General features: G+C 54.5%; 19 protein-coding genes. 2 read left to right on the top strand and 17 right to left on the bottom strand.

The window, feature by feature from the left end; genetic code table 11:
- Positions 1-29: 29 nt before the first annotated feature.
- The 3 genes from ACQE3Z_RS10340 to pncC form a co-directional block, all read right to left on the bottom strand.
- Positions 30-539 (bottom strand): regulatory protein RecX, encoded by a 510-nt coding sequence (locus tag ACQE3Z_RS10340; protein ID WP_426973721.1) that lies wholly within the window; start codon positions 537-539, stop codon positions 30-32.
- A 124-nt stretch (positions 540-663) separates the two neighbouring features.
- The gene (gene recA, locus ACQE3Z_RS10335) at positions 664-1,734 is read right to left on the bottom strand and encodes a recombinase RecA (protein ID WP_085070454.1); all 1,071 of its coding nucleotides are present in this window, start codon (positions 1,732-1,734) and stop codon (positions 664-666) included.
- Between the two features lie 94 nt (positions 1,735-1,828).
- Entirely contained in the window at positions 1,829-2,329 is a 501-nt protein-coding gene (pncC, locus tag ACQE3Z_RS10330) for a nicotinamide-nucleotide amidase (protein WP_426973720.1), read from the bottom strand.
- Between the two features lie 390 nt (positions 2,330-2,719).
- Between pncC and ACQE3Z_RS10325 the strand changes: the two genes are divergently transcribed.
- Positions 2,720-3,607, top strand: a complete 888-nt coding sequence (locus tag ACQE3Z_RS10325; RefSeq protein ID WP_426973719.1) for a dihydrodipicolinate synthase family protein — start codon at positions 2,720-2,722, stop codon at positions 3,605-3,607.
- Positions 3,608-3,664: 57 nt separating this feature from the next.
- Here ACQE3Z_RS10325 and ACQE3Z_RS10320 read toward each other — a convergent pair whose 3' ends face one another.
- The gene (locus tag ACQE3Z_RS10320) at positions 3,665-4,006 is read right to left on the bottom strand and encodes a zinc ribbon domain-containing protein YjdM (protein WP_426973717.1); all 342 of its coding nucleotides are present in this window, start codon (positions 4,004-4,006) and stop codon (positions 3,665-3,667) included.
- Positions 4,007-4,314: 308 nt separating this feature from the next.
- Between ACQE3Z_RS10320 and mutS the strand changes: the two genes are divergently transcribed.
- Entirely contained in the window at positions 4,315-6,858 is a 2,544-nt protein-coding gene (gene mutS / locus ACQE3Z_RS10315; RefSeq protein ID WP_426973751.1) for a DNA mismatch repair protein MutS, read from the top strand.
- A 96-nt stretch (positions 6,859-6,954) separates the two neighbouring features.
- On the opposite strand, the gene rpoS is transcribed toward mutS, so the two are convergent.
- The 13 genes from rpoS to cysG all read right to left on the bottom strand — a co-directional run bounded on the left by rpoS (position 6,955) and on the right by cysG (position 18,142).
- On the bottom strand, positions 6,955-7,947 hold the full coding sequence (gene rpoS / locus ACQE3Z_RS10310) for an RNA polymerase sigma factor RpoS (protein WP_085070446.1): 993 nt from the start codon (positions 7,945-7,947) through the stop codon (positions 6,955-6,957).
- A 50-nt stretch (positions 7,948-7,997) separates the two neighbouring features.
- A complete protein-coding gene (gene nlpD / locus ACQE3Z_RS10305) occupies positions 7,998-9,071 on the bottom strand; it encodes a murein hydrolase activator NlpD (protein WP_426973714.1) in 1,074 nt (357 codons plus the stop codon).
- A gap of 163 nt (positions 9,072-9,234) precedes the next feature.
- Complete coding sequence (locus ACQE3Z_RS10300) at positions 9,235-9,861, bottom strand: protein-L-isoaspartate(D-aspartate) O-methyltransferase (RefSeq protein WP_085070442.1); 627 nt, start codon at positions 9,859-9,861, stop codon at positions 9,235-9,237.
- Positions 9,855-10,616, bottom strand: coding sequence for a 5'/3'-nucleotidase SurE (gene surE / locus ACQE3Z_RS10295; RefSeq protein WP_426973712.1), 762 nt, complete (start codon positions 10,614-10,616; stop codon positions 9,855-9,857). Before surE ends, ACQE3Z_RS10300 begins: the two co-directional genes overlap by 7 nt.
- The gene (gene truD / locus ACQE3Z_RS10290; RefSeq protein WP_426973710.1) at positions 10,597-11,646 is read right to left on the bottom strand and encodes a tRNA pseudouridine(13) synthase TruD; all 1,050 of its coding nucleotides are present in this window, start codon (positions 11,644-11,646) and stop codon (positions 10,597-10,599) included. The genes surE and truD overlap by 20 nt, the downstream gene beginning before the upstream one ends.
- Positions 11,646-12,125: a 2-C-methyl-D-erythritol 2,4-cyclodiphosphate synthase gene (ispF, locus tag ACQE3Z_RS10285; RefSeq protein WP_085070436.1), complete on the bottom strand. Its 480-nt coding sequence runs from the start codon at positions 12,123-12,125 to the stop codon at positions 11,646-11,648. The genes truD and ispF overlap by 1 nt, the downstream gene beginning before the upstream one ends.
- Positions 12,125-12,844 carry a 2-C-methyl-D-erythritol 4-phosphate cytidylyltransferase gene (gene ispD / locus ACQE3Z_RS10280; RefSeq protein WP_250650734.1) on the bottom strand — a complete coding sequence of 240 codons (720 nt, stop codon included), beginning with the start codon at positions 12,842-12,844 and terminating at the stop codon, positions 12,125-12,127. Before ispD ends, ispF begins: the two co-directional genes overlap by 1 nt.
- A gap of 2 nt (positions 12,845-12,846) precedes the next feature.
- A complete protein-coding gene (gene ftsB, locus ACQE3Z_RS10275; protein ID WP_085070433.1) occupies positions 12,847-13,164 on the bottom strand; it encodes a cell division protein FtsB in 318 nt (105 codons plus the stop codon).
- 215 nt (positions 13,165-13,379) lie between these two features.
- A complete protein-coding gene (locus ACQE3Z_RS10270; protein ID WP_250650735.1) occupies positions 13,380-13,700 on the bottom strand; it encodes a DUF3561 family protein in 321 nt (106 codons plus the stop codon).
- 56 nt (positions 13,701-13,756) lie between these two features.
- On the bottom strand, positions 13,757-14,362 hold the full coding sequence (gene cysC, locus ACQE3Z_RS10265; protein ID WP_426973706.1) for an adenylyl-sulfate kinase: 606 nt from the start codon (positions 14,360-14,362) through the stop codon (positions 13,757-13,759).
- 1 nt (position 14,363) lies between these two features.
- Positions 14,364-15,797: a sulfate adenylyltransferase subunit CysN gene (gene cysN / locus ACQE3Z_RS10260; protein ID WP_426973704.1), complete on the bottom strand. Its 1,434-nt coding sequence runs from the start codon at positions 15,795-15,797 to the stop codon at positions 14,364-14,366.
- A gap of 11 nt (positions 15,798-15,808) precedes the next feature.
- Positions 15,809-16,717, bottom strand: a complete 909-nt coding sequence (gene cysD, locus ACQE3Z_RS10255; RefSeq protein WP_426973702.1) for a sulfate adenylyltransferase subunit CysD — start codon at positions 16,715-16,717, stop codon at positions 15,809-15,811.
- Positions 16,718-16,726: 9 nt separating this feature from the next.
- The gene (cysG, locus tag ACQE3Z_RS10250; protein ID WP_426973700.1) at positions 16,727-18,142 is read right to left on the bottom strand and encodes a siroheme synthase CysG; all 1,416 of its coding nucleotides are present in this window, start codon (positions 18,140-18,142) and stop codon (positions 16,727-16,729) included.
- Positions 18,143-18,349: the final 207 nt, after the last annotated feature.

Genomic DNA, 18,349 nt, shown 5'->3' with positions numbered 1-18,349 from the left:
TTCCGAGGGAAGTAAAATCCCATCGCGGTTCAATCATCATTATTTCGATAAATCGACTGGATATCTTCCATGAAAAACCCTTTCGCCTGCAGATAACGCAGCACTTTGGATTTTTGTTTCCATTCCTGCGGCAACGGCAGGCCAAATTTACGTTCTGCCGCGTCTAAAGCCTGAGCGCCCCAATCGATCTCCGCCTCGCTCAGGGCGGTTTCCGCCAGTTCGCGCCCTATTCCCTTTTGCGCCAGCTCCATGCGGATACGCTGTGGGCCATAGCCCTTGCGGCTGCGGCTGATAACAAAACGTTGGGCAAAACGGACATCGTCCAGCCAGCTATGCTCATAGCACCAGGCGATAACCTGTTCTATCATCTCTTCCGGAATTTCCTCAGCCGGTTCATCATGGCGCATCGCGGCACGCGCAGCTGACTGCGCCATCTTACGACGGAACTCGACTTCGCTATGATCGCGCATGGCAAGAATACGCGTAGCACGATCCAACAGGCGTGCAAAAGTGACCGGAGTTGCGGGCTTGTCAGTCATTACGCTTCCGTCAGGTTGGTAGGTTGAGATAAGCAGTAAAAAGCGAGGGTAGCGAGAATTGCGGCAGGATACAAAGTATTAGAACAAAAAAACCCCGGGCAGCCAGGCTGACCGGGGTGAGGAATTAGAAGTCTTCGTTAGTTTCGCTAGCGGTATCTTCGTAATTCTCCGCCGGGACGGCCGCTTTACCTTCCTCGACAGGATTGTTCAGCAGCATATCACGCAGTTTCTGCTCGATTTCGTTAGCCACAGCGCTGTTTTCTTTCAGGTAGTTGCTGGCATTCGCTTTACCCTGGCCGATTTTATCGCCATTGTAGCTATACCAGGCACCCGCCTTCTCGATCAGCTTGTGCTTCACGCCAAGATCCACCAGCTCGCCGTAGATGTTAATCCCTTCACCGTACATGATCTGGAATTCAGCCTGTTTAAACGGCGCAGCAATCTTGTTTTTAACCACTTTGACACGGGTTTCACTGCCGACGACGTTATCGCCCTCTTTGATCGCGCCAATACGGCGAATATCAAGACGCACAGAGGCGTAGAACTTCAGCGCGTTACCACCGGTCGTGGTTTCCGGGTTACCGAACATAACGCCGATTTTCATACGGATCTGGTTGATAAAGATCAGCAGCGTATTGGACTGCTTCAGGTTACCGGCCAGCTTACGCATCGCCTGGCTCATCATACGTGCGGCGAGACCCATGTGTGAGTCACCGATTTCACCTTCGATTTCCGCTTTCGGCGTTAGCGCCGCAACGGAGTCGACGATGATAACGTCTACCGCACCGGAACGCGCCAGCGCATCACAGATTTCCAGCGCCTGTTCACCGGTATCCGGCTGAGAACAGAGCAGGTTATCAATATCAACGCCCAGCTTTTTCGCATAAACCGGATCCAGCGCATGTTCGGCATCGATAAAGGCACAGGTTTTGCCCTTACGCTGAGCGGCGGCGATGACCTGTAGCGTCAGCGTGGTTTTACCGGACGATTCCGGACCGTAAATTTCAACCATACGGCCCATTGGCAGGCCGCCAGCACCAAGGGCGATATCAAGCGAAAGCGAACCGGTCGAGATGGTTTCCACATCCATTGAGCGGTCTTCACCCAGGCGCATGATGGAGCCTTTACCAAATTGCTTCTCAATTTGGCCCAGCGCTGCTGCCAGAGCCTTTTGCTTGTTTTCGTCAATAGCCATTTTTACTCCTAATCATGCCGGGGTAAAGCACGCCACGGTTGTGTGCAGTGCTCTCGTTCATTGGATGGTAATTATACTGTATAATCATACAGTATCAAGTCAAATTTTTGAGAAAATCATCATGTAAAATCTGCAGCGCCGTCGCTACCGCTTGCCGCCGCACAGCCTCTCGATCACCCTGAAATACAAAGCGTTTTTGCACCGCTTCGCCTGCTGCTGTGGCAAAGCCGAACCAGACGGTGCCGACCGGTTTTTCCGTGGTGCCGCCGTCCGGTCCGGCAATGCCGCTAACGGCAATGGCGAAGTCCGCTCTGGCCTCTTTTAACGCACCAGCGGCCATCTCTTTTACCACTTGTTCGCTGACTGCGCCCCACTGCTGCAAGCTCTGTTCAGATACGCCAATCATCTGCTGCTTGGCATCATTACTGTAGGTGATAAAAGCGCGTTCAAACCAGGCGGAGCTACCGGCGATATCGGTCAAAACTTTAGCAATCCAGCCGCCGGTGCAAGATTCGGCGGTGGTAAGCTTTGCCTGGCGCTGCAGCAGCAGCTTTCCGTTAAGGGCGCTTAACGCTTTCAGTTGTTCGTCAGTCATTCTCTCATCCCTGGATGCTCTGCCCAACGTTAACAACAAAGCGCGCGCAAGGCGTCACCTTTTTGCCGTTTCGTCCGGACAGCATGGTTATTTTGCGAGGCAGGTTCCTGCTTTATATGCGGGCGACGAACTGACTTAGCAAGGTTACTAGTCAACATATTAGCGCCACAGGAAATTGCCATTGAGATTCAGTATGGATGCTATTTCAGCGTTCGTTAAACAGGATGAAACAGCAAGATGGATAAATCACGCCGCATTTTTCAGAAAAGAGCGTTAAGTAAAGACGATAATTGAGATCGCGGTTGGATTATCGTGCTACTTGCTGTGACACGCACAGATAAAAATGATTAATTTAAAACACCGTTTCAATTGTCGCCTGCGGAGAACAATATGCAAAATCAGCCTGCTTTTTCCGGCGTTTGGTGCCCCTCGGTAACCCCATTTACGGCAGATAACCATTTAGATCTGAATGCACTGGCGCAGCATTTTGCGCGTCTGGACGCATCCGGCATTGATACGCTATTGCTGATGGGTAGCATCGGCGAGTTTGTTTCACTAACGCAAGCAGAGCGTAAATTATTAATACGTGAAGCCCGCAGCATGTCCCGTCTCAGCATGGTGGCCAATATTTCCAGCAGCTGTAACAGCGACATGCTGGAGTTAGCGCATCTTGCCTGGGAGAGCGGCTTTGATGCCGTAATGGTGCTGCCGCCCTGGTATTACGGACAGACCCGACAACAGCTGTTAGCTTACTATCGACAGCTCGATCGTGAGCTGGAAGGCAAATGGTTCGCCTATAATTTTCCGGCGCGTACCGGTTGCGATCTTGATGCGATGCTGGTGGCGGAACTGGCGGCAGAACTGCCCAATTTCATCGGCATCAAAGACACCACGGATTGCCTGTCACATAACCGTTCATTAATAGAAGAAACCAAAAAGGTGCGCAGCGATTTTGCCGTGCTCTCTGGCTATGATGAATATCTGTTGCCTAACCTGCTGGCTGGCGGCGCAGGCGTGATTAGCGGGTTAAATAATCTGGTGCCGGCGATGTTTGCCGAAGCGATGCAAAGCTGGCGGGATGGAGATTTGGCTGCGCTCACGCAGTTTCAGCAACGCATTGGTAAACTGATGGCAATTTATACGGTGGGCGATGACTTTGTGACCACGATTAAAACGGCGGTGGCACGTAAATATGGCTACATGACGCCGCGCTCACGTAATAGCGGCGGAACCTTAAGCGAGGCGCAGTGCGACGCCATCGAGCTGCTGTTCAGCTAAACAGAAAGGCAGCAGCCAAGCCAATGCTTAGCTGCTTTGCCTGACGTTGCAAAAAACTTAGTTCTTTTTAACGAACTCAGATTTCAGTTTCATCGGGCCAAAACCCTCGATCTTACAATCGATGTTATGATCCCCTTCCACCAGGCGGATCCCTTTAACTTTTGTACCGATCTTCAGCGCAGAAGAGCTGCCTTTAACCTTCAGATCTTTGATGACCGTTACGCTGTCGCCATCTGCCAGCAGAGTACCGTTGGCATCCCGCACAACCAGCCCCTGATCCCCTGGCGCTCCCGTTTCCTGCTGCGACCAGATGTGACCACATTCAGGACAGTTCAGCGTGTCGCCATCCTGCCAGGTATATTCAGAATGGCATTCAGGACAAGAAGGTAAAGTCTGCATTACAACCTCAAAAAGTTACGACCCAGTGGGTTATGAAAAAGGCGCTCATTCTATAACCTTAATTTTGCTGTGGGTAGCGTTATTCACTCTGCCCTTTTGACCTGGCACAAGCTTCTTATACTTTGCGAGCCGAGCCGAAGAAGTGGGTAGCGGTAGATAATAACCCTCCCTTTCTGACGTTACGCCTGCTAACGTCGGGTAGCGCTTTTGATACTTTAGCGATAGGATCCGCCTGAATCCCCAGACCGCCGCTGAGACCAACAGGAACATGCAAGTTGAGTGACATGACCGTGAAAGGATCGACAGATATGGATATTGGTAACCACACCCCGATGATGCAGCAGTACCTTCGCCTGAAGGCACAGCATCCCGACATCCTGCTGTTTTATCGCATGGGTGATTTCTATGAACTGTTTTATGACGATGCCAAACGCGCCTCTCAACTGCTGGATATCTCCCTGACCAGGCGCGGCGCCTCCGCTGGCGAGCCGATCCCCATGGCGGGCGTGCCTTATCATGCTGTGGAAAACTATCTGGCCCGGCTGGTACAGCTGGGCGAGTCGGTAGCGATTTGCGAACAGATTGGCGATCCGGCGCAGAGCAAAGGCCCGGTTGAGCGCAAAGTAGTGCGTATCGTCACGCCGGGTACAATTAGTGATGAAGCCCTGCTTAACGAGCGTCAGGACAATTTACTGGCGGCTATCTGGCAGGACGCGCGCGGTTTCGGCTATGCCACGCTGGATATCAGTTCGGGCCGCTTTCTGCTGAGCGAACCGGCAGACCGCGAAGCAATGGCCGCTGAGCTGCAGCGCACTAACCCGGCCGAGCTGCTCTATCCGGAAGATTTTGCCGCGATGGATCTGATTGAAAATCGTCGCGGTATGCGCCGTCGTCCGCTCTGGGAATATGAACTGGATACTGCGCGTCAGCAGCTTAACCTGCAATTCGGTACGCGCGATCTTACCGGCTTCGGCGTTGAAAATGCGCATGTCGCCCTGCGTGCCGCCGGCTGCCTGCTGCAATATGTCAAAGATACGCAGCGCACCTCGCTGCCGCATATTCGCTCGTTAACGATGGAGCGCCAGCAGGACAGCATCATCATGGATGCTGCTACGCGCCGTAACCTGGAAATTACCCAGAATCTGGCGGGCGGCGTTGATAATACGCTGGCCGCCGTGCTGGATAAAACGGTCACGCCGATGGGCAGCCGCATGCTGAAACGCTGGCTGCATACGCCGGTCAGAGACAGCCGCGTGATCGCGCAACGTCAGGAAAGCATTGCCGCTCTGCAGGATCTCAGTGGCGAACTGCAGCCGATCCTGCGTCAGGTTGGCGATTTAGAACGCATTCTGGCGCGCCTGGCGCTGCGCACTGCACGCCCGCGCGATTTGGCGCGTATGCGCCACGCGTTTCAACAGTTACCGGAGCTGAACGCTCTGTTAGCCGATGTGGATGCCGGACATCTTCCCACGTTGCGTCAGCAGATGGGGGAATTTAGCGAACTGCGTGAGCTGCTGGAACGTGCCGTTATCGAAACGCCACCGGTGCTGGTGCGTGACGGCGGCGTAATCGCGCCGGGTTATAACGCCGAGCTGGATGAGTGGCGCGCGCTGGCTGATGGCGCAACCGACTACCTCGATCGTCTTGAAATCCGCGAACGTGAAAAGTTAGGGCTGGATACGCTAAAGGTCGGCTTCAATGCGGTACATGGTTATTACATCCAGGTTAGCCGTGGGCAGAGCCATCTGGTGCCGATCCATTATGTGCGCCGTCAGACGCTGAAAAATGCTGAACGTTACATTATTCCAGAGCTGAAAGAGTATGAAGATAAAGTGCTTACCTCTAAAGGTAAGGCGCTGGCGCTGGAAAAGGCACTGTATGAGGAGCTTTTCGATCTGCTGCTGCCGCACCTGGATGCGTTGTTGCAAAGCGCCGCTGCGCTGGCCGAACTTGATGTCTTAACCAACCTGGCTGAACGCGCCTGGACGCTGAACTATACGCGTCCGACTTTAAGCGATAAGCCCGGCATCAAGCTTTCCGGCGGCCGTCACCCCGTGGTTGAACAGGTGCTGAAAGAACCCTTTATTGCCAATCCGCTTTCGCTTTCACCGCAGCGCCGCATGCTGGTGATTACCGGTCCGAACATGGGTGGTAAAAGTACCTATATGCGTCAGACAGCGCTGATAGTGCTGATGGCCTGTATTGGCAGTTTTGTTCCGGCAGAGCAGGCGACTATCGGTCCGGTCGATCGCATCTTTACGCGCGTCGGTGCGGCGGACGATCTCGCCTCAGGCCGTTCAACCTTTATGGTGGAGATGACCGAAACGGCGAATATTCTGCATAACGCCACAGAACACAGCCTGGTGTTGATGGATGAAATTGGTCGCGGAACCTCAACCTATGACGGTCTTTCTCTTGCCTGGGCCTGTGCTGAAAGCCTTGCCAGTCGTATTAAGGCAATGACGCTGTTCGCTACCCACTATTTTGAGCTGACTACCCTGGCAGAAAAAATGGAAGGCGTGGCCAATGTCCACCTGGATGCCGTGGAGCATGGCGATACCATCGCGTTTATGCACAGCGTACAGGAAGGCGCGGCCAGTAAAAGCTATGGCCTGGCGGTTGCTGCGCTGGCAGGCGTCCCCAAAGAAGTCATTAAGCGCGCCCGGCAAAAGCTGAAAGAGCTGGAGGCGTTATCGGGCACGGCTGCGGCAACAAAGACTGATGGTCCACAACTGCCGCTGCTGGTCGAAGAAACGTCGCCTGCGGTTGAAGCACTGGAAGCGCTGGATCCCGATACCCTTTCACCGCGTCAGGCTCTGGAATGGATTTATCGGCTTAAATCATTGCTGTAAACCTGCCTGTATTCAGCCGCGATCGCTGAATACAGGCAATAAAAAAGCGGTGGTCTGAGACCACCGCTTTCGCATTACCCTATTGCAGGAACATTGTTACTCGCGGAACAGAGCTTCAATGCTCAGGCCCTGCGCCTGCAGGATTTCACGCAGACGACGCAGACCTTCAACCTGAATCTGACGTACACGCTCGCGGGTTAAACCGATTTCACGGCCCACATCCTCAAGCGTTGCCGCTTCGTAGCCCAGCAGGCCGAAACGACGTGCCAATACTTCACGCTGCTTGGCATTCAGCTCAAACAACCACTTAACGATGCTCTGTTTCATGTCATCGTCCTGCGTGGTGTCTTCCGGACCGTTATCTTTCTCATCGGCCAGGATATCCAGCAGCGCTTTCTCAGAATCTCCGCCTAATGGCGTATCAACTGAGGTAATGCGTTCGTTGAGACGCAACATACGGCTTACGTCATCAACTGGTTTATCCAGCTGCTCGGCGATCTCTTCCGCACTCGGCTCATGATCCAGCTTGTGCGACAGTTCACGCGCGGTGCGCAGATAAACGTTCAACTCCTTGACGATGTGAATCGGCAGACGAATTGTACGGGTTTGGTTCATAATTGCCCGTTCAATCGTTTGACGAATCCACCAGGTGGCGTACGTTGAGAAACGGAACCCACGCTCGGGGTCAAACTTCTCAACAGCACGAATCAAGCCCAGGTTACCTTCTTCAATCAGGTCCAATAGCGCCAGACCACGATTGCTGTAACGACGAGCAATCTTTACCACCAGTCGTAAGTTACTTTCGATCATGCGACGACGAGAAGGAATGTCGCCTTTCAGTGCGCGGCGAGCAAAAAATACTTCTTCCTCTGCCGTTAAAAGCGGCGAATAACCAATCTCACCGAGGTAAAGCTGCGTCGCATCTAAAACACGTTGCGTCGCACCCTGTGACAACAACTCTTCTTCAGCTAGTTCATTATCACCAGGTTCATTTTCAACAAGAGCCTTCTCGTCGAAAATCTCAGCTCCGTTCTCGTCGAATTCCGCATCTTCATGTAACTCATTAACTTTCAGCGTATTCTGGCTCATAAGCGGCTCCTACCCGTGATCCCTGGGCAGAACTTCAAGGCTCTGCCCGTTTATCGCTGCGGTAAATAACGCAACGGGTTTACGGATTTCCCCTTGTAACGAATTTCAAAATGTAATCTAACTGAACTGGTTCCGGTGCTACCCATAGTAGCTATTTTCTGCCCCGCCTTAACTTCTTGTTGTTCCCGGACCAGCATAGTGTCGTTATGGGCGTAGGCACTCAGGTAATCATCGTTATGTTTGATGATAATCAGATTACCGTAACCGCGCAGCGCATTACCTGCATACACTACACGACCGGATGCGGTGGCAACCACTGGCTGTCCTCGCGATCCTGCGATATCGATACCTTTATTGCCGCCTTCTGCAGCAGAAAAGTTATCGATAATCTTACCGTCGGTGGGCCAACGCCAACCAGCCACAGGGGTTGAACTGGACGTTGTACTGCTTACCGTCGGCGGTGCGGTAACCGGGGCTGTTGTCGTTGCAACAGTTGTATTCCCCGCTGAAGGCAACATTTTGCCCCCACCTGATTTTCCTGAATCATCAGAATACGTAATAACCGGTTGCTGCGCAACTGTAGAAGATTTGATTTGTGTTGAGCCAGGCGTGGTCGGCACGCCCCCTTGCGTAGCGTCCGCGACCGTGATCGCATTGCCACCGGTAATCGGTGAACCTGAGCCGTTACCAACCTGCAAAGCCTGACCCACATTGAGGTTGTAAGGCGCAGCGATGTTATTGCGCTGGGCTAAATCGCGAAAATCATTGCCGGTAATCCAGGCAATATAGAACAACGTATCGCCTCGCTTAACGGTATATGTCTCACCGCTATAACTACCTTTCGGAATATTCTCATAACTGCGCTTGTAGACGATACGACCATTCTGCGTCATTACATTAGCGTTGCTATTGTTCGAACCGGACGCAAATACCGGTCTGGAGGATGACGCGCCGCTTAACATACCGCCAGAGGCTGTATTACCGCCCCGAGGCTGAGACTGACCGCCAACCGTACTAATAGGAGCCTGAGCGTTATTATCAGAAGTACAACCCGTCAGCCAAAATCCAATTAATGAAACAGCCGCAAGGCGGCTCAAAGTAAAAAGTGGGCTTCCTGTGCTCATTTATCCCCCGTGATAACAAACCTGTGACGAGCCTTGAAACGACGAACGTAAGCGTTCACGTTCGCTATCCATTGCTGACGAATGGAATGGCTGATACTAACAACAACCCAATTCCCGTGCTATTAATCAGTTGTGAAGAAATGCGTAGTCTGGTGCCGGGCCGTCAGGCGAGATCGCCCTGCACCAGCGGCACAAAACGTACCGGCTCAATAACATCGACAATAAACTCACCGCCCTTACGTCGAATGCGTTTCAGCTGCTGTATTTCTTCCCCAACCGGCAAAACCATAATGCCGCCTTCATCAAGCTGAGCCAGCAGAGCCTCAGGGATTTCCGGCGGCGCAGCGGTGACAATTATGGCATCAAACGGCGCGCGTGCAGCCCAACCCAGCCAGCCATCGCCGTGGCGCGTCGAGACATTATGCAAATCAAGCTGTTTCAGGCGGCGCTTCGCCTGCCATTGCAGCCCTTTAATACGCTCAACAGAACAGACATGATCGACCAGATGGGCCAGAATCGCCGTTTGATAACCGGAGCCGGTACCAATCTCCAGTACGCGTGAATCTGGCTTCAGCTCCAGCAAAGAGGTCATTTTCGCCACCATATAAGGTTGCGAAATGGTTTGCCCGGAGCCAATGGGCAGTGACATGTTTTCCCATGCCTGATGTTCCAGCGCTTCATCAACAAAGCGCTCGCGTGGCACGTCGCCAATCGCTTTCAGTAAAAGTTCATCCTCGATGCCCTGCTGGCGTAGCTGATCCAGCAAAGCCTCGATGCGTCTGCTTACCATAGCGACTCGACTCCGGCTTTGGTCAGCCAGCCGGCCACCACGTCCTGCGCCTGATGGGCGGTGAGATCGACATGCAGCGCCGTCACAGAGACATAGCCTTCATCAACAGCGGCAAAATCGGTATCCGGGCCGGCGTCATGCTTATCGCCCGGCGGGCCGATCCAGTAAAGCGTATTGCCTCGCGGATCTTGCTGTGGAATAACTTTATCGGCGGGATGACGGCTGCCGCAGCGAGTAACGCGAATACCTTTGATTTGATCTAACGGCAGATCGGGAACATTGATATTCAAAATACGGCCGGTGCGCAGCGGCTCACGCTGCAATCCCTGCAAAATAGCGCAGGTGACCGCAGCGGCAGTTTCATAGTGATGCTGACCGTCCAGCGAGACCGCCAGCGCAGGGAGCCCTAAATGTCGCCCTTCCATCGCCGCCGCTACCGTGCCGGAATAGATCACGTCATCGCCCAGATTAGGCCCGGCATTGATACCGGAAACCACAATATCGGGCTTTGGGCGCATCAGCGCATTGACGCCAAGGAATACGCAGTCGGTGGGCGTCCCCATCTGCACGGCGATATCCCCATTGGGATAAGAAAAAGTACGTAAGGGGGTTTCCAGCGTCAGCGAGTTGGAAGCGCCGCTGCGATTACGATCGGGCGCGACCACCTGCACCTCGGCGATTTCACGCAGGGCTTTTGCCAACGTTTGAATGCCTGGCGCATGGATCCCATCATCATTACTCAGCAATATCCGCATCGTTACCTTCCTGTTCGAAAAGTTCCCTGACTATGCTGGTGGCAAAACTGCCGGCTGGCAGCCAAAAACTGAGTTCCAGCGTGGCATCATCGCGCCAGTTCCAGTGCAGGTCGCGCGGAATAACCAACATCGCCCGGCGAGCGGCTTCTACCCGTTCCCGCTCCAGCAACTGGATAAACGCCAGGCTGTCGGCCAGACTTTGCTGCTCGAAAGCCAGCGCGGCGTCACGGCTTCCCCACTCCCCGCTGCCGGGTAACGGCGCGGTAATGCGCAATTCATTATTATCAATCCGCGTCTGCAGCTGCGGCAGCTCTTCTTCTGTCGCAACAAACCAGCTGCCGCGACCGGTCAACTGCAACGCATCGCCCGTTATCGCCTGGGTCAGGTTGCCCTGTTGCGCCAGACGATCGCTGACCACCTGATTAAACATAACGCTGCGCGCGGCGGAAAGCAGAAAGCTGCGTTTACTCCGTTCACGCACACGGATTTCATTACTGGCCCAGCGTTTCGCCTGCTCCAGGTTGTTGCCCTGAAAACCAAAACGCTGTTGACCGAAATAGTTAGGCGCGCCGCCGTTCTGCACACGTAGCAGCCTTTCCTCCAGCGCCGCGCGATCGCTGATCTGACGCAGCACCAGCCTGAAAGCATTGCCCGCCAGCGCGCCGGTACGTAATTTACGTTTATGGCGCGCCAGATGCAGGATCTCACAGCCTTCCAGACTAAACGCGGAAAAATCTGGCGTCTCTTTACCCGGCAGACGCAAACAGAGCGTTTGTTCAGTCACCGCATGGCGATCTTTCATACCAGCAAAGCTGACATCACGCGGATGAATACCTGCAAACTTTGCCAGCGCATCGGCGACAAAGCGCGTATTACAGCCGGTTTTACGGATGCGCACCAGCAGATGCTCACCTTCGCCGTCAGCCTCGTAGCCGAGATCTTCAACCACCATGAAATCTTCCGGGCTGGCCTTTAACTGCCCGCGGATCGCGGGCTTGCCGTAAAGCCGCTGCCATTCAGGTAAAGCCATTATGCCTCCGTCCGCGCGATCAGCGCCACGGCTTCGCAGGCAATGCCTTCGCCGCGTCCGGTAAAGCCAAGCTTTTCAGTAGTCGTCGCTTTGACATTAACATCATCCATATGGCAGCCGAGATCCTCAGCGATATTGATGCGCATTTGCGGCACATGCGGCAGCATTTTCGGTGCCTGTGCGATGATAGTGACATCGACATTAACCAGCCGGTAGCCTTTTGCCTGGATACGTTGCCAGGCTTCACGCAGCAGCCCACGGCTATCCGCGCCTTTAAACGCAGGATCGGTATCGGGAAAAAGTTTGCCGATATCTCCCATGGCAGCGGCTCCCAGCAATGCATCCGTCAGGGCATGCAGCGCCACATCGCCATCGGAATGGGCGATAAAGCCTTGCTCAAACGGAATCCGCACGCCGCCAATAATCAACGGGCCTTCGCCACCGAAAGCATGGACGTCAAAACCGTGACCAATACGCATTATGCGTACTCCTTGTTATGTCGTTGAGTAAGATAAAACGCCGCCAGCGCCAGATCTTCCGGGCGGGTGACTTTTATATTATCGCTGCGGCCAGCGATCAGTTCAGGATGATAACCACAATATTCCAGCGCCGAGGCCTCATCGGTAATGGTGGCCCCTTCGTGCAGGGCGCGCTCCAGACACTGACGCAGCAATGCTAAAGGAAACAGCTGCGGCGTCAGCGCATGCCATAAGGCCTCCCGCTCAACCGTATGCGCGATGGCGTCTTTGCCCGGTTCGCTGCGCTTCATGGTATCGCATACCGGTGCGGCGAGAATGCCGCCAACGCGGCTGTGACGGCAAAGCGACAGTAAACGGCTTAAATCTTCAGCGGCCAGACAGGGACGAGCCGCATCATGTACCAGCGCCCAGTCAGCCTGTTCAACCGCCTGCAGGCCCGCCAGCACTGAATCGGCGCGCTGTTTCCCGCCGGTTACCGTATGAATACGGCTGTCATTAGCCAGCGGCAGCTGCGGAAAATAGTTATCGTCCGGACTAAGCACGACAATCACCCGGTTAATGGCCGGATGTGCCAGCAGGCTGGCGATGCTGTGCTCCAGAATGGTGGACTGACCGATGGTCAGGTACTGCTTAGGGCGCCCCGATTGCATACGGCTACCGATACCGGCAGCGGGCACCACGGCGATAATATCCGGCCAGGCGTCAGTTATAGTGGTCATTGCTATCGTTGTTGATTTGGCAAAGCCTGCTGCCCGTTACGTTTGTTTTGATCCGGCACCAGGCGATAGAAGGTCTCTCCGGGTTTAATCATCCCCAGCTCATTGCGCGCACGCTCTTCAATTGCTTCCAAACCGCCGTTTAGATCGTCGATTTCGGCAAACAGCTGATCGTTACGCGCTTTTAATTTGGCATTACTCGCCTGTTGTACCACTACGTCATCGCTGACGCGGGTGTAATCATGAATACCATTCTTGCCCAACCACAGCGAATACTGTAGCCAAACAAGTAATGCAAGTAACAGCAGCGTCAGTTTTCCCATCCCCGCCCCCTGAAAAACGGCCCAATCATCCCATAACTTTTCACCGGACTCCACTCTGCCGGTTAAATTGCGCCGCTTTCTGCTCGGTGTGCCTGAAAATAGTGCTGCAGGTAAAGATTTGTAACGCGTGGTCGCGTTTGATCATCAGCGGCAGGAGATAAACCTGAGCCTTGCAGGGCTGCCACTGCTGCTTGTGGTGTCAGCGACAGCGTGCCTTACCAACCGGTTAGCCAGGAAAAGAGCAGCCATAAAACACAGGTTACGGTGACCAGCGTCAGCAGCAACGTCCAGATAAGATGACCGCGCAGCAGCAGACCAAAGGTGATACCGATCAACACAGCCACCGGCAGCAGCGCCAGAAAGAATGGCCAGGTATAAAGCAGGAAAAACAGCGTATTGGAACCATACAGCAGGAAAGGGATCGCCAGAGCGCACCAGTAAGAAACAAAACCGATTACGCCGCCGGGAAAGGACCAGGCACGGTCGTCCTGGTCACTGTGAGTTTTACGGGCCAGCAGGGGTGTAACATTATGCATAGGTATCCTGTTGTTGCGCATCACGGCCCGCTCTCTGGCCGTTTGCCGCTGCAATCTCAGGATTTGATAATATCGCGCCGACGCAGCAGATCTAACAGTTGCGCCGTCAATTTTGTTACCAATTGTTCGCCATCAAGATGGATTTCCGGCTGTTCCGGCGCCTCATAAACTGAGTCGATTCCGGTAAAGTTACGCAGCTCGCCCGCCCGCGCTTTTTTATACAACCCTTTGGGATCGCGCGCTTCGCAGATCGCCAGCGGCGTATCGACAAATACTTCGATAAACTCCCCTGCGCCCAGCATTTCACGCACCATTTGCCGTTCTGCGCGGTGCGGTGAAATAAAGGCGGTCAGCACCACTAATCCGGCATCCACCATTAGCCTGGCCACTTCGCCCACGCGACGGATGTTCTCTTTACGGTCGGCGTCGCTGAAGCCTAAATCACGGCAGAGGCCGTGCCGGACATTATCGCCATCCAGCAGATACGTGCTGACGCCCAGCTGATGCAGCGCCTGTTCCAGCGCCCCGGCGACCGTTGACTTACCCGACCCCGAAAGGCCGGTAAACCAAAGCACCACACCCTGATGCCCATGCTGCTGCTGACGATCGGCACGCGTTACCGCGTGTGCGTGCCAGACCACATTCTCGTCATGCGTCGCCATCTTATTGCTTGCCCGCCAGCAGATCGCGCGCTTCCCAGTGCGGGAAGTGACGACGGATCAGCGCATTCAGTTCCAGCTCAAAGGCAGAGAACTCGCCATGGCTGGCAGTAGCCTGCTGCTGAGGCTGACGGATCATTCCGGCACCCACGGTGACGTTTGTCAGGCGATCGATAAAGATCATCCCGCCGGTTACCGGATTCTGTTGATAGGCATCCAGAAGCATCGGCTCATCAAAGGTGACGTTTACCAGCCCGATGCCATTCAACGGCAGCGCCTCTATCTGGTTGTTATGGGTCAGGTTATTGATATTGACCTGATAATCGATGCTTTCGATGCGGGCACGGCTTTTTTTACCGGCAATTTTCACATCAAAACTCTGACCTGGCGTCAGCGCCTGTTCCGCCATCCAGACAACATCAACCGAAGCGCCCTGCACTGCTTTCAGCGTTTCATCCGCCGCCACCAGCAGATCGCCACGGCTAATATCAATTTCATCGTTTAATACGATGGTCACCGCTTCGCCCGGTCCCGCTTCCGGCAAGTCGCCATCAAAGGTTACGATGCGCGCCACGCTTGACTCAACGCCGGAAGGCAGCACCTTCACGCGCTGGCCCACGCGCAGAATGCCGGAGGCCAGCGTACCGGCATAGCCACGGAAATCGAGGTTAGGCCGGTTAACGTACTGCACCGGAAAACGCATCGGCTGACTTTCTACTACACGATTAACTTCCACCGTTTCCAGTACGTCCAGCAGCGTGGGGCCGCTGTACCAGTTCATGGTGGTGCTTTGCGTGGCGACGTTATCGCCCTCCAGCGCCGACATCGGAACAAACCGAATGTCCACATCGCCCGGCAGCTGCGCTGCGAAATCAAAATATTCCTGTTTTATCTGCTCAAAACGATCCTGGCTGTACTCCACCAGATCCATTTTATTGATCGCTACGACCAGGTGCTTGATCCCCAGCAGCGTAGAGATAAAGCTGTGACGACGAGTCTGATCCAGTACGCCTTTACGCGCGTCAATCAGCAGAATCGCCAGATCACAGGTGGAGGCGCCGGTAGCCATATTGCGCGTGTACTGCTCATGTCCCGGCGTGTCAGCAATAATAAACTTCCGCTTTTCAGTGGAGAAATAGCGGTAAGCGACATCGATGGTAATGCCCTGCTCGCGCTCAGCCTGCAGGCCATCCACCAGCAGCGCCAAATCAAGCTTCTCGCCCTGGGTGCCGTGGCGCTTGCTGTCGTTATGCAGCGAGGAGAGCTGATCTTCATAAATCTGACGCGTATCGTGCAGCAGACGACCAATCAGCGTACTTTTACCATCGTCCACGCTGCCGCAGGTGAGAAAACGCAGCAGGCTTTTGTGCTGTTGCGCGTGCAGCCAGGCTTCCACCCCGCCCTTGTCGGCGATCTGTTGTGCAATAACGGTATTCATCTGGCGTCCCCTTAGAAATAGCCCTGACGTTTCTTCAGCTCCATTGAGCCAGCCTGGTCGCGATCGATAACGCGACCTTGTCGCTCGCTGGTGGTGGAAACCAGCATTTCTTCAATAATTTCCGGCAGCGTTTGCGCTGACGATTCCACCGCGCCGGTCAGCGGCCAGCAGCCCAGGGTACGGAAGCGCACCATCCGCGGCGTTATCTTTTCGCCTGGCTGCAGGTCGATACGATCGTCATCAATCATCATCAGCATGCTGTCACGCTCCAGCACCGGACGCTCAGCGGCCAGATAGAGCGGTACGATTTCAATATTTTCCAGAAAGATGTACTGCCAGATATCCAGCTCGGTCCAGTTGGAAAGCGGGAAGACACGGATGCTTTCGCCTTTGTTGATCTGCCCGTTGTAGTTATGCCACAGCTCCGGGCGCTGGTTTTTCGGATCCCAGCGGTGGAAGCGATCGCGGAACGAGTAGATACGTTCTTTTGCACGCGATTTTTCTTCATCGCGACGCGCGCCGCCAAAAGCAGCATCGAAACCATATTTGTTCAGCGCCTGCTTCAGACCTTCGGTCTTCATAATGTCGGTGTGCTTGGCGCTACCATGAACAAAGGGATTGATACCCATCGCTACGCCCTCCGGGTTGCGATGAACAATCAGCTCCGCGCCGATCTCTTTTACCGTACGATCGCGAAACTCATACATTTCGCGGAATTTCCAGCCGGTATCAACGTGCAGCAGCGGGAACGGCAGCGTGCCGGGATAAAAGGCTTTGCGAGCCAGGTGCAGCATGACCGATGAATCTTTACCAATGGAGTAAAGCATTACCGGATTACCAAATTCAGCCGCCACTTCGCGGATAATATGGATACTTTCCGCCTCCAGTTGACGCAGATGAGTCAGTCGTTTTTGATCCATGATTTTTCCTCAAGCCAAATTCACAACGGCGGAATTACGTCCGGCCTGCTGTACTGAATGTTGAAACCAGGCCAGTTGCGCGTGGAGATTAACCACTTCGCCAATGACCAGCAGCGCAGGCGTCGGCGCCTGCTGCGCCAGCTGTTCCAGTTCGGCAAGCGTTCCGGTCAGCACCTGCTGATCCTGACGCGTGCCGCGACCAATGACGGCAACCGGCGTTGATGCCGCGCGGCCATGAGCGATCAGCTGTCCGGCTATTTCCGCCGCTTTTACCGTGCCCATATAGATCGCCAGCGTCTGCTGCGCGCGCGCCAGCGACGGCCAGTCAATCGCCTGACCATCGGCACGGCAATGGCCGGTAATAAACAGCACGCTCTGGGCATAATCCCGGTGGGTCAATGGGATGCCGGCATAGGCGGTAGCGCCGGAGGCGGCGGTTACGCCAGGAACCACCTGAAAAGGAATGCCTGCGGCGGCGGCGGCCTGTAGCTCTTCACCGCCGCGACCAAAGATAAAGGGATCGCCGCCTTTCAGGCGCACCACGCGTTTGCCCTTGCTGGCCAGCGATACCAGTAAGCGGTTAGTCTCTTCCTGCGCCACTGAATGCGCACCAGCACGTTTACCCACGCACAGCCGGTCGGCGTCGCGACGCACCAGATCCAGAATTTCCTCGCTTACCAGGTGGTCATAGAGCACGACATCCGCCTGCTGCATCACCTGCAAAGCGCGCAGCGTCAACAGCCCGGCATCGCCTGGCCCTGCGCCCACTAAAATAATTTCGCCCTGATGAGACGTTTCATCGGTTAACTGCGCATCCAGCGTTTGTTTTGCGCCCTGCACGTTGCCGGCCGCCATCTGACTGGCAAACAGGCCATTGAAGGCGCGCTCCCAAAAGCGACGGCGATCGGACATTTTGCTGAAACGCTGTTTGACTTTGTCGCGCCATTCGCCCGCTACCTGCGCCATTGCGCCGAGGTTAGTCGGCAGCAAGGCTTCCAGTTTTTCACGCAGCATACGTGCCAGAACCGGCGCGGTACCGCTGGAGGAGATAGCAACCACCAGCGGCGAGCGGTCAACAATTGACGGGAAGATAAAGGAGCATTTCGGTTGATCGTCGACGACGTTAACCAGCAGCCGACGCGCATTAGCCGCAGCGAAAACCTGAGCGTTCAGTTCGCTGTTATCGGTTGCGGCAATGACCAGATAAACCCGATCGAGCTGCTGTTCTTCAAATTGGGTTGCCAGCCACTCAACCTGCTGGTTATCCGCCAGCGTCTGGAGTTCCGGGCAAAGCGCGCGCGCGGCGATTTGGACCTGCGCGCCAGCGCGCCGCAGCAGTTCAATTTTGCGCGCCGCCACGTCGCCGCCACCGACAACCAACACCGGCCTGGCTTTTAGATCGGCAAATATAGGGAGATAATCCACGTCGACCTTATATTGAATAACAAAAAGTTAACGCGACTATACGACTGCAGCTTCAGGCAGATGAAATTACGAATTGGAATGAGTAGTTACTGAATGGAATATAGGCCTGGCAAAGCTTTGCATAAAAGGTGCTTAACAGATGATATTTCGGGTATTTAAGAGCAATTGAAATTGTGCAATCTGCATCACAATTTCATACTATCGAAG

The organism is Pantoea sp. FN0307 (assembly GCF_050113815.1).
In the GTDB taxonomy this organism is placed as follows: Bacteria; Pseudomonadota; Gammaproteobacteria; order Enterobacterales; family Enterobacteriaceae; genus Mixta; species Mixta alhagi.
This window is presented reverse-complemented; position numbering and strand designations above follow the sequence as displayed.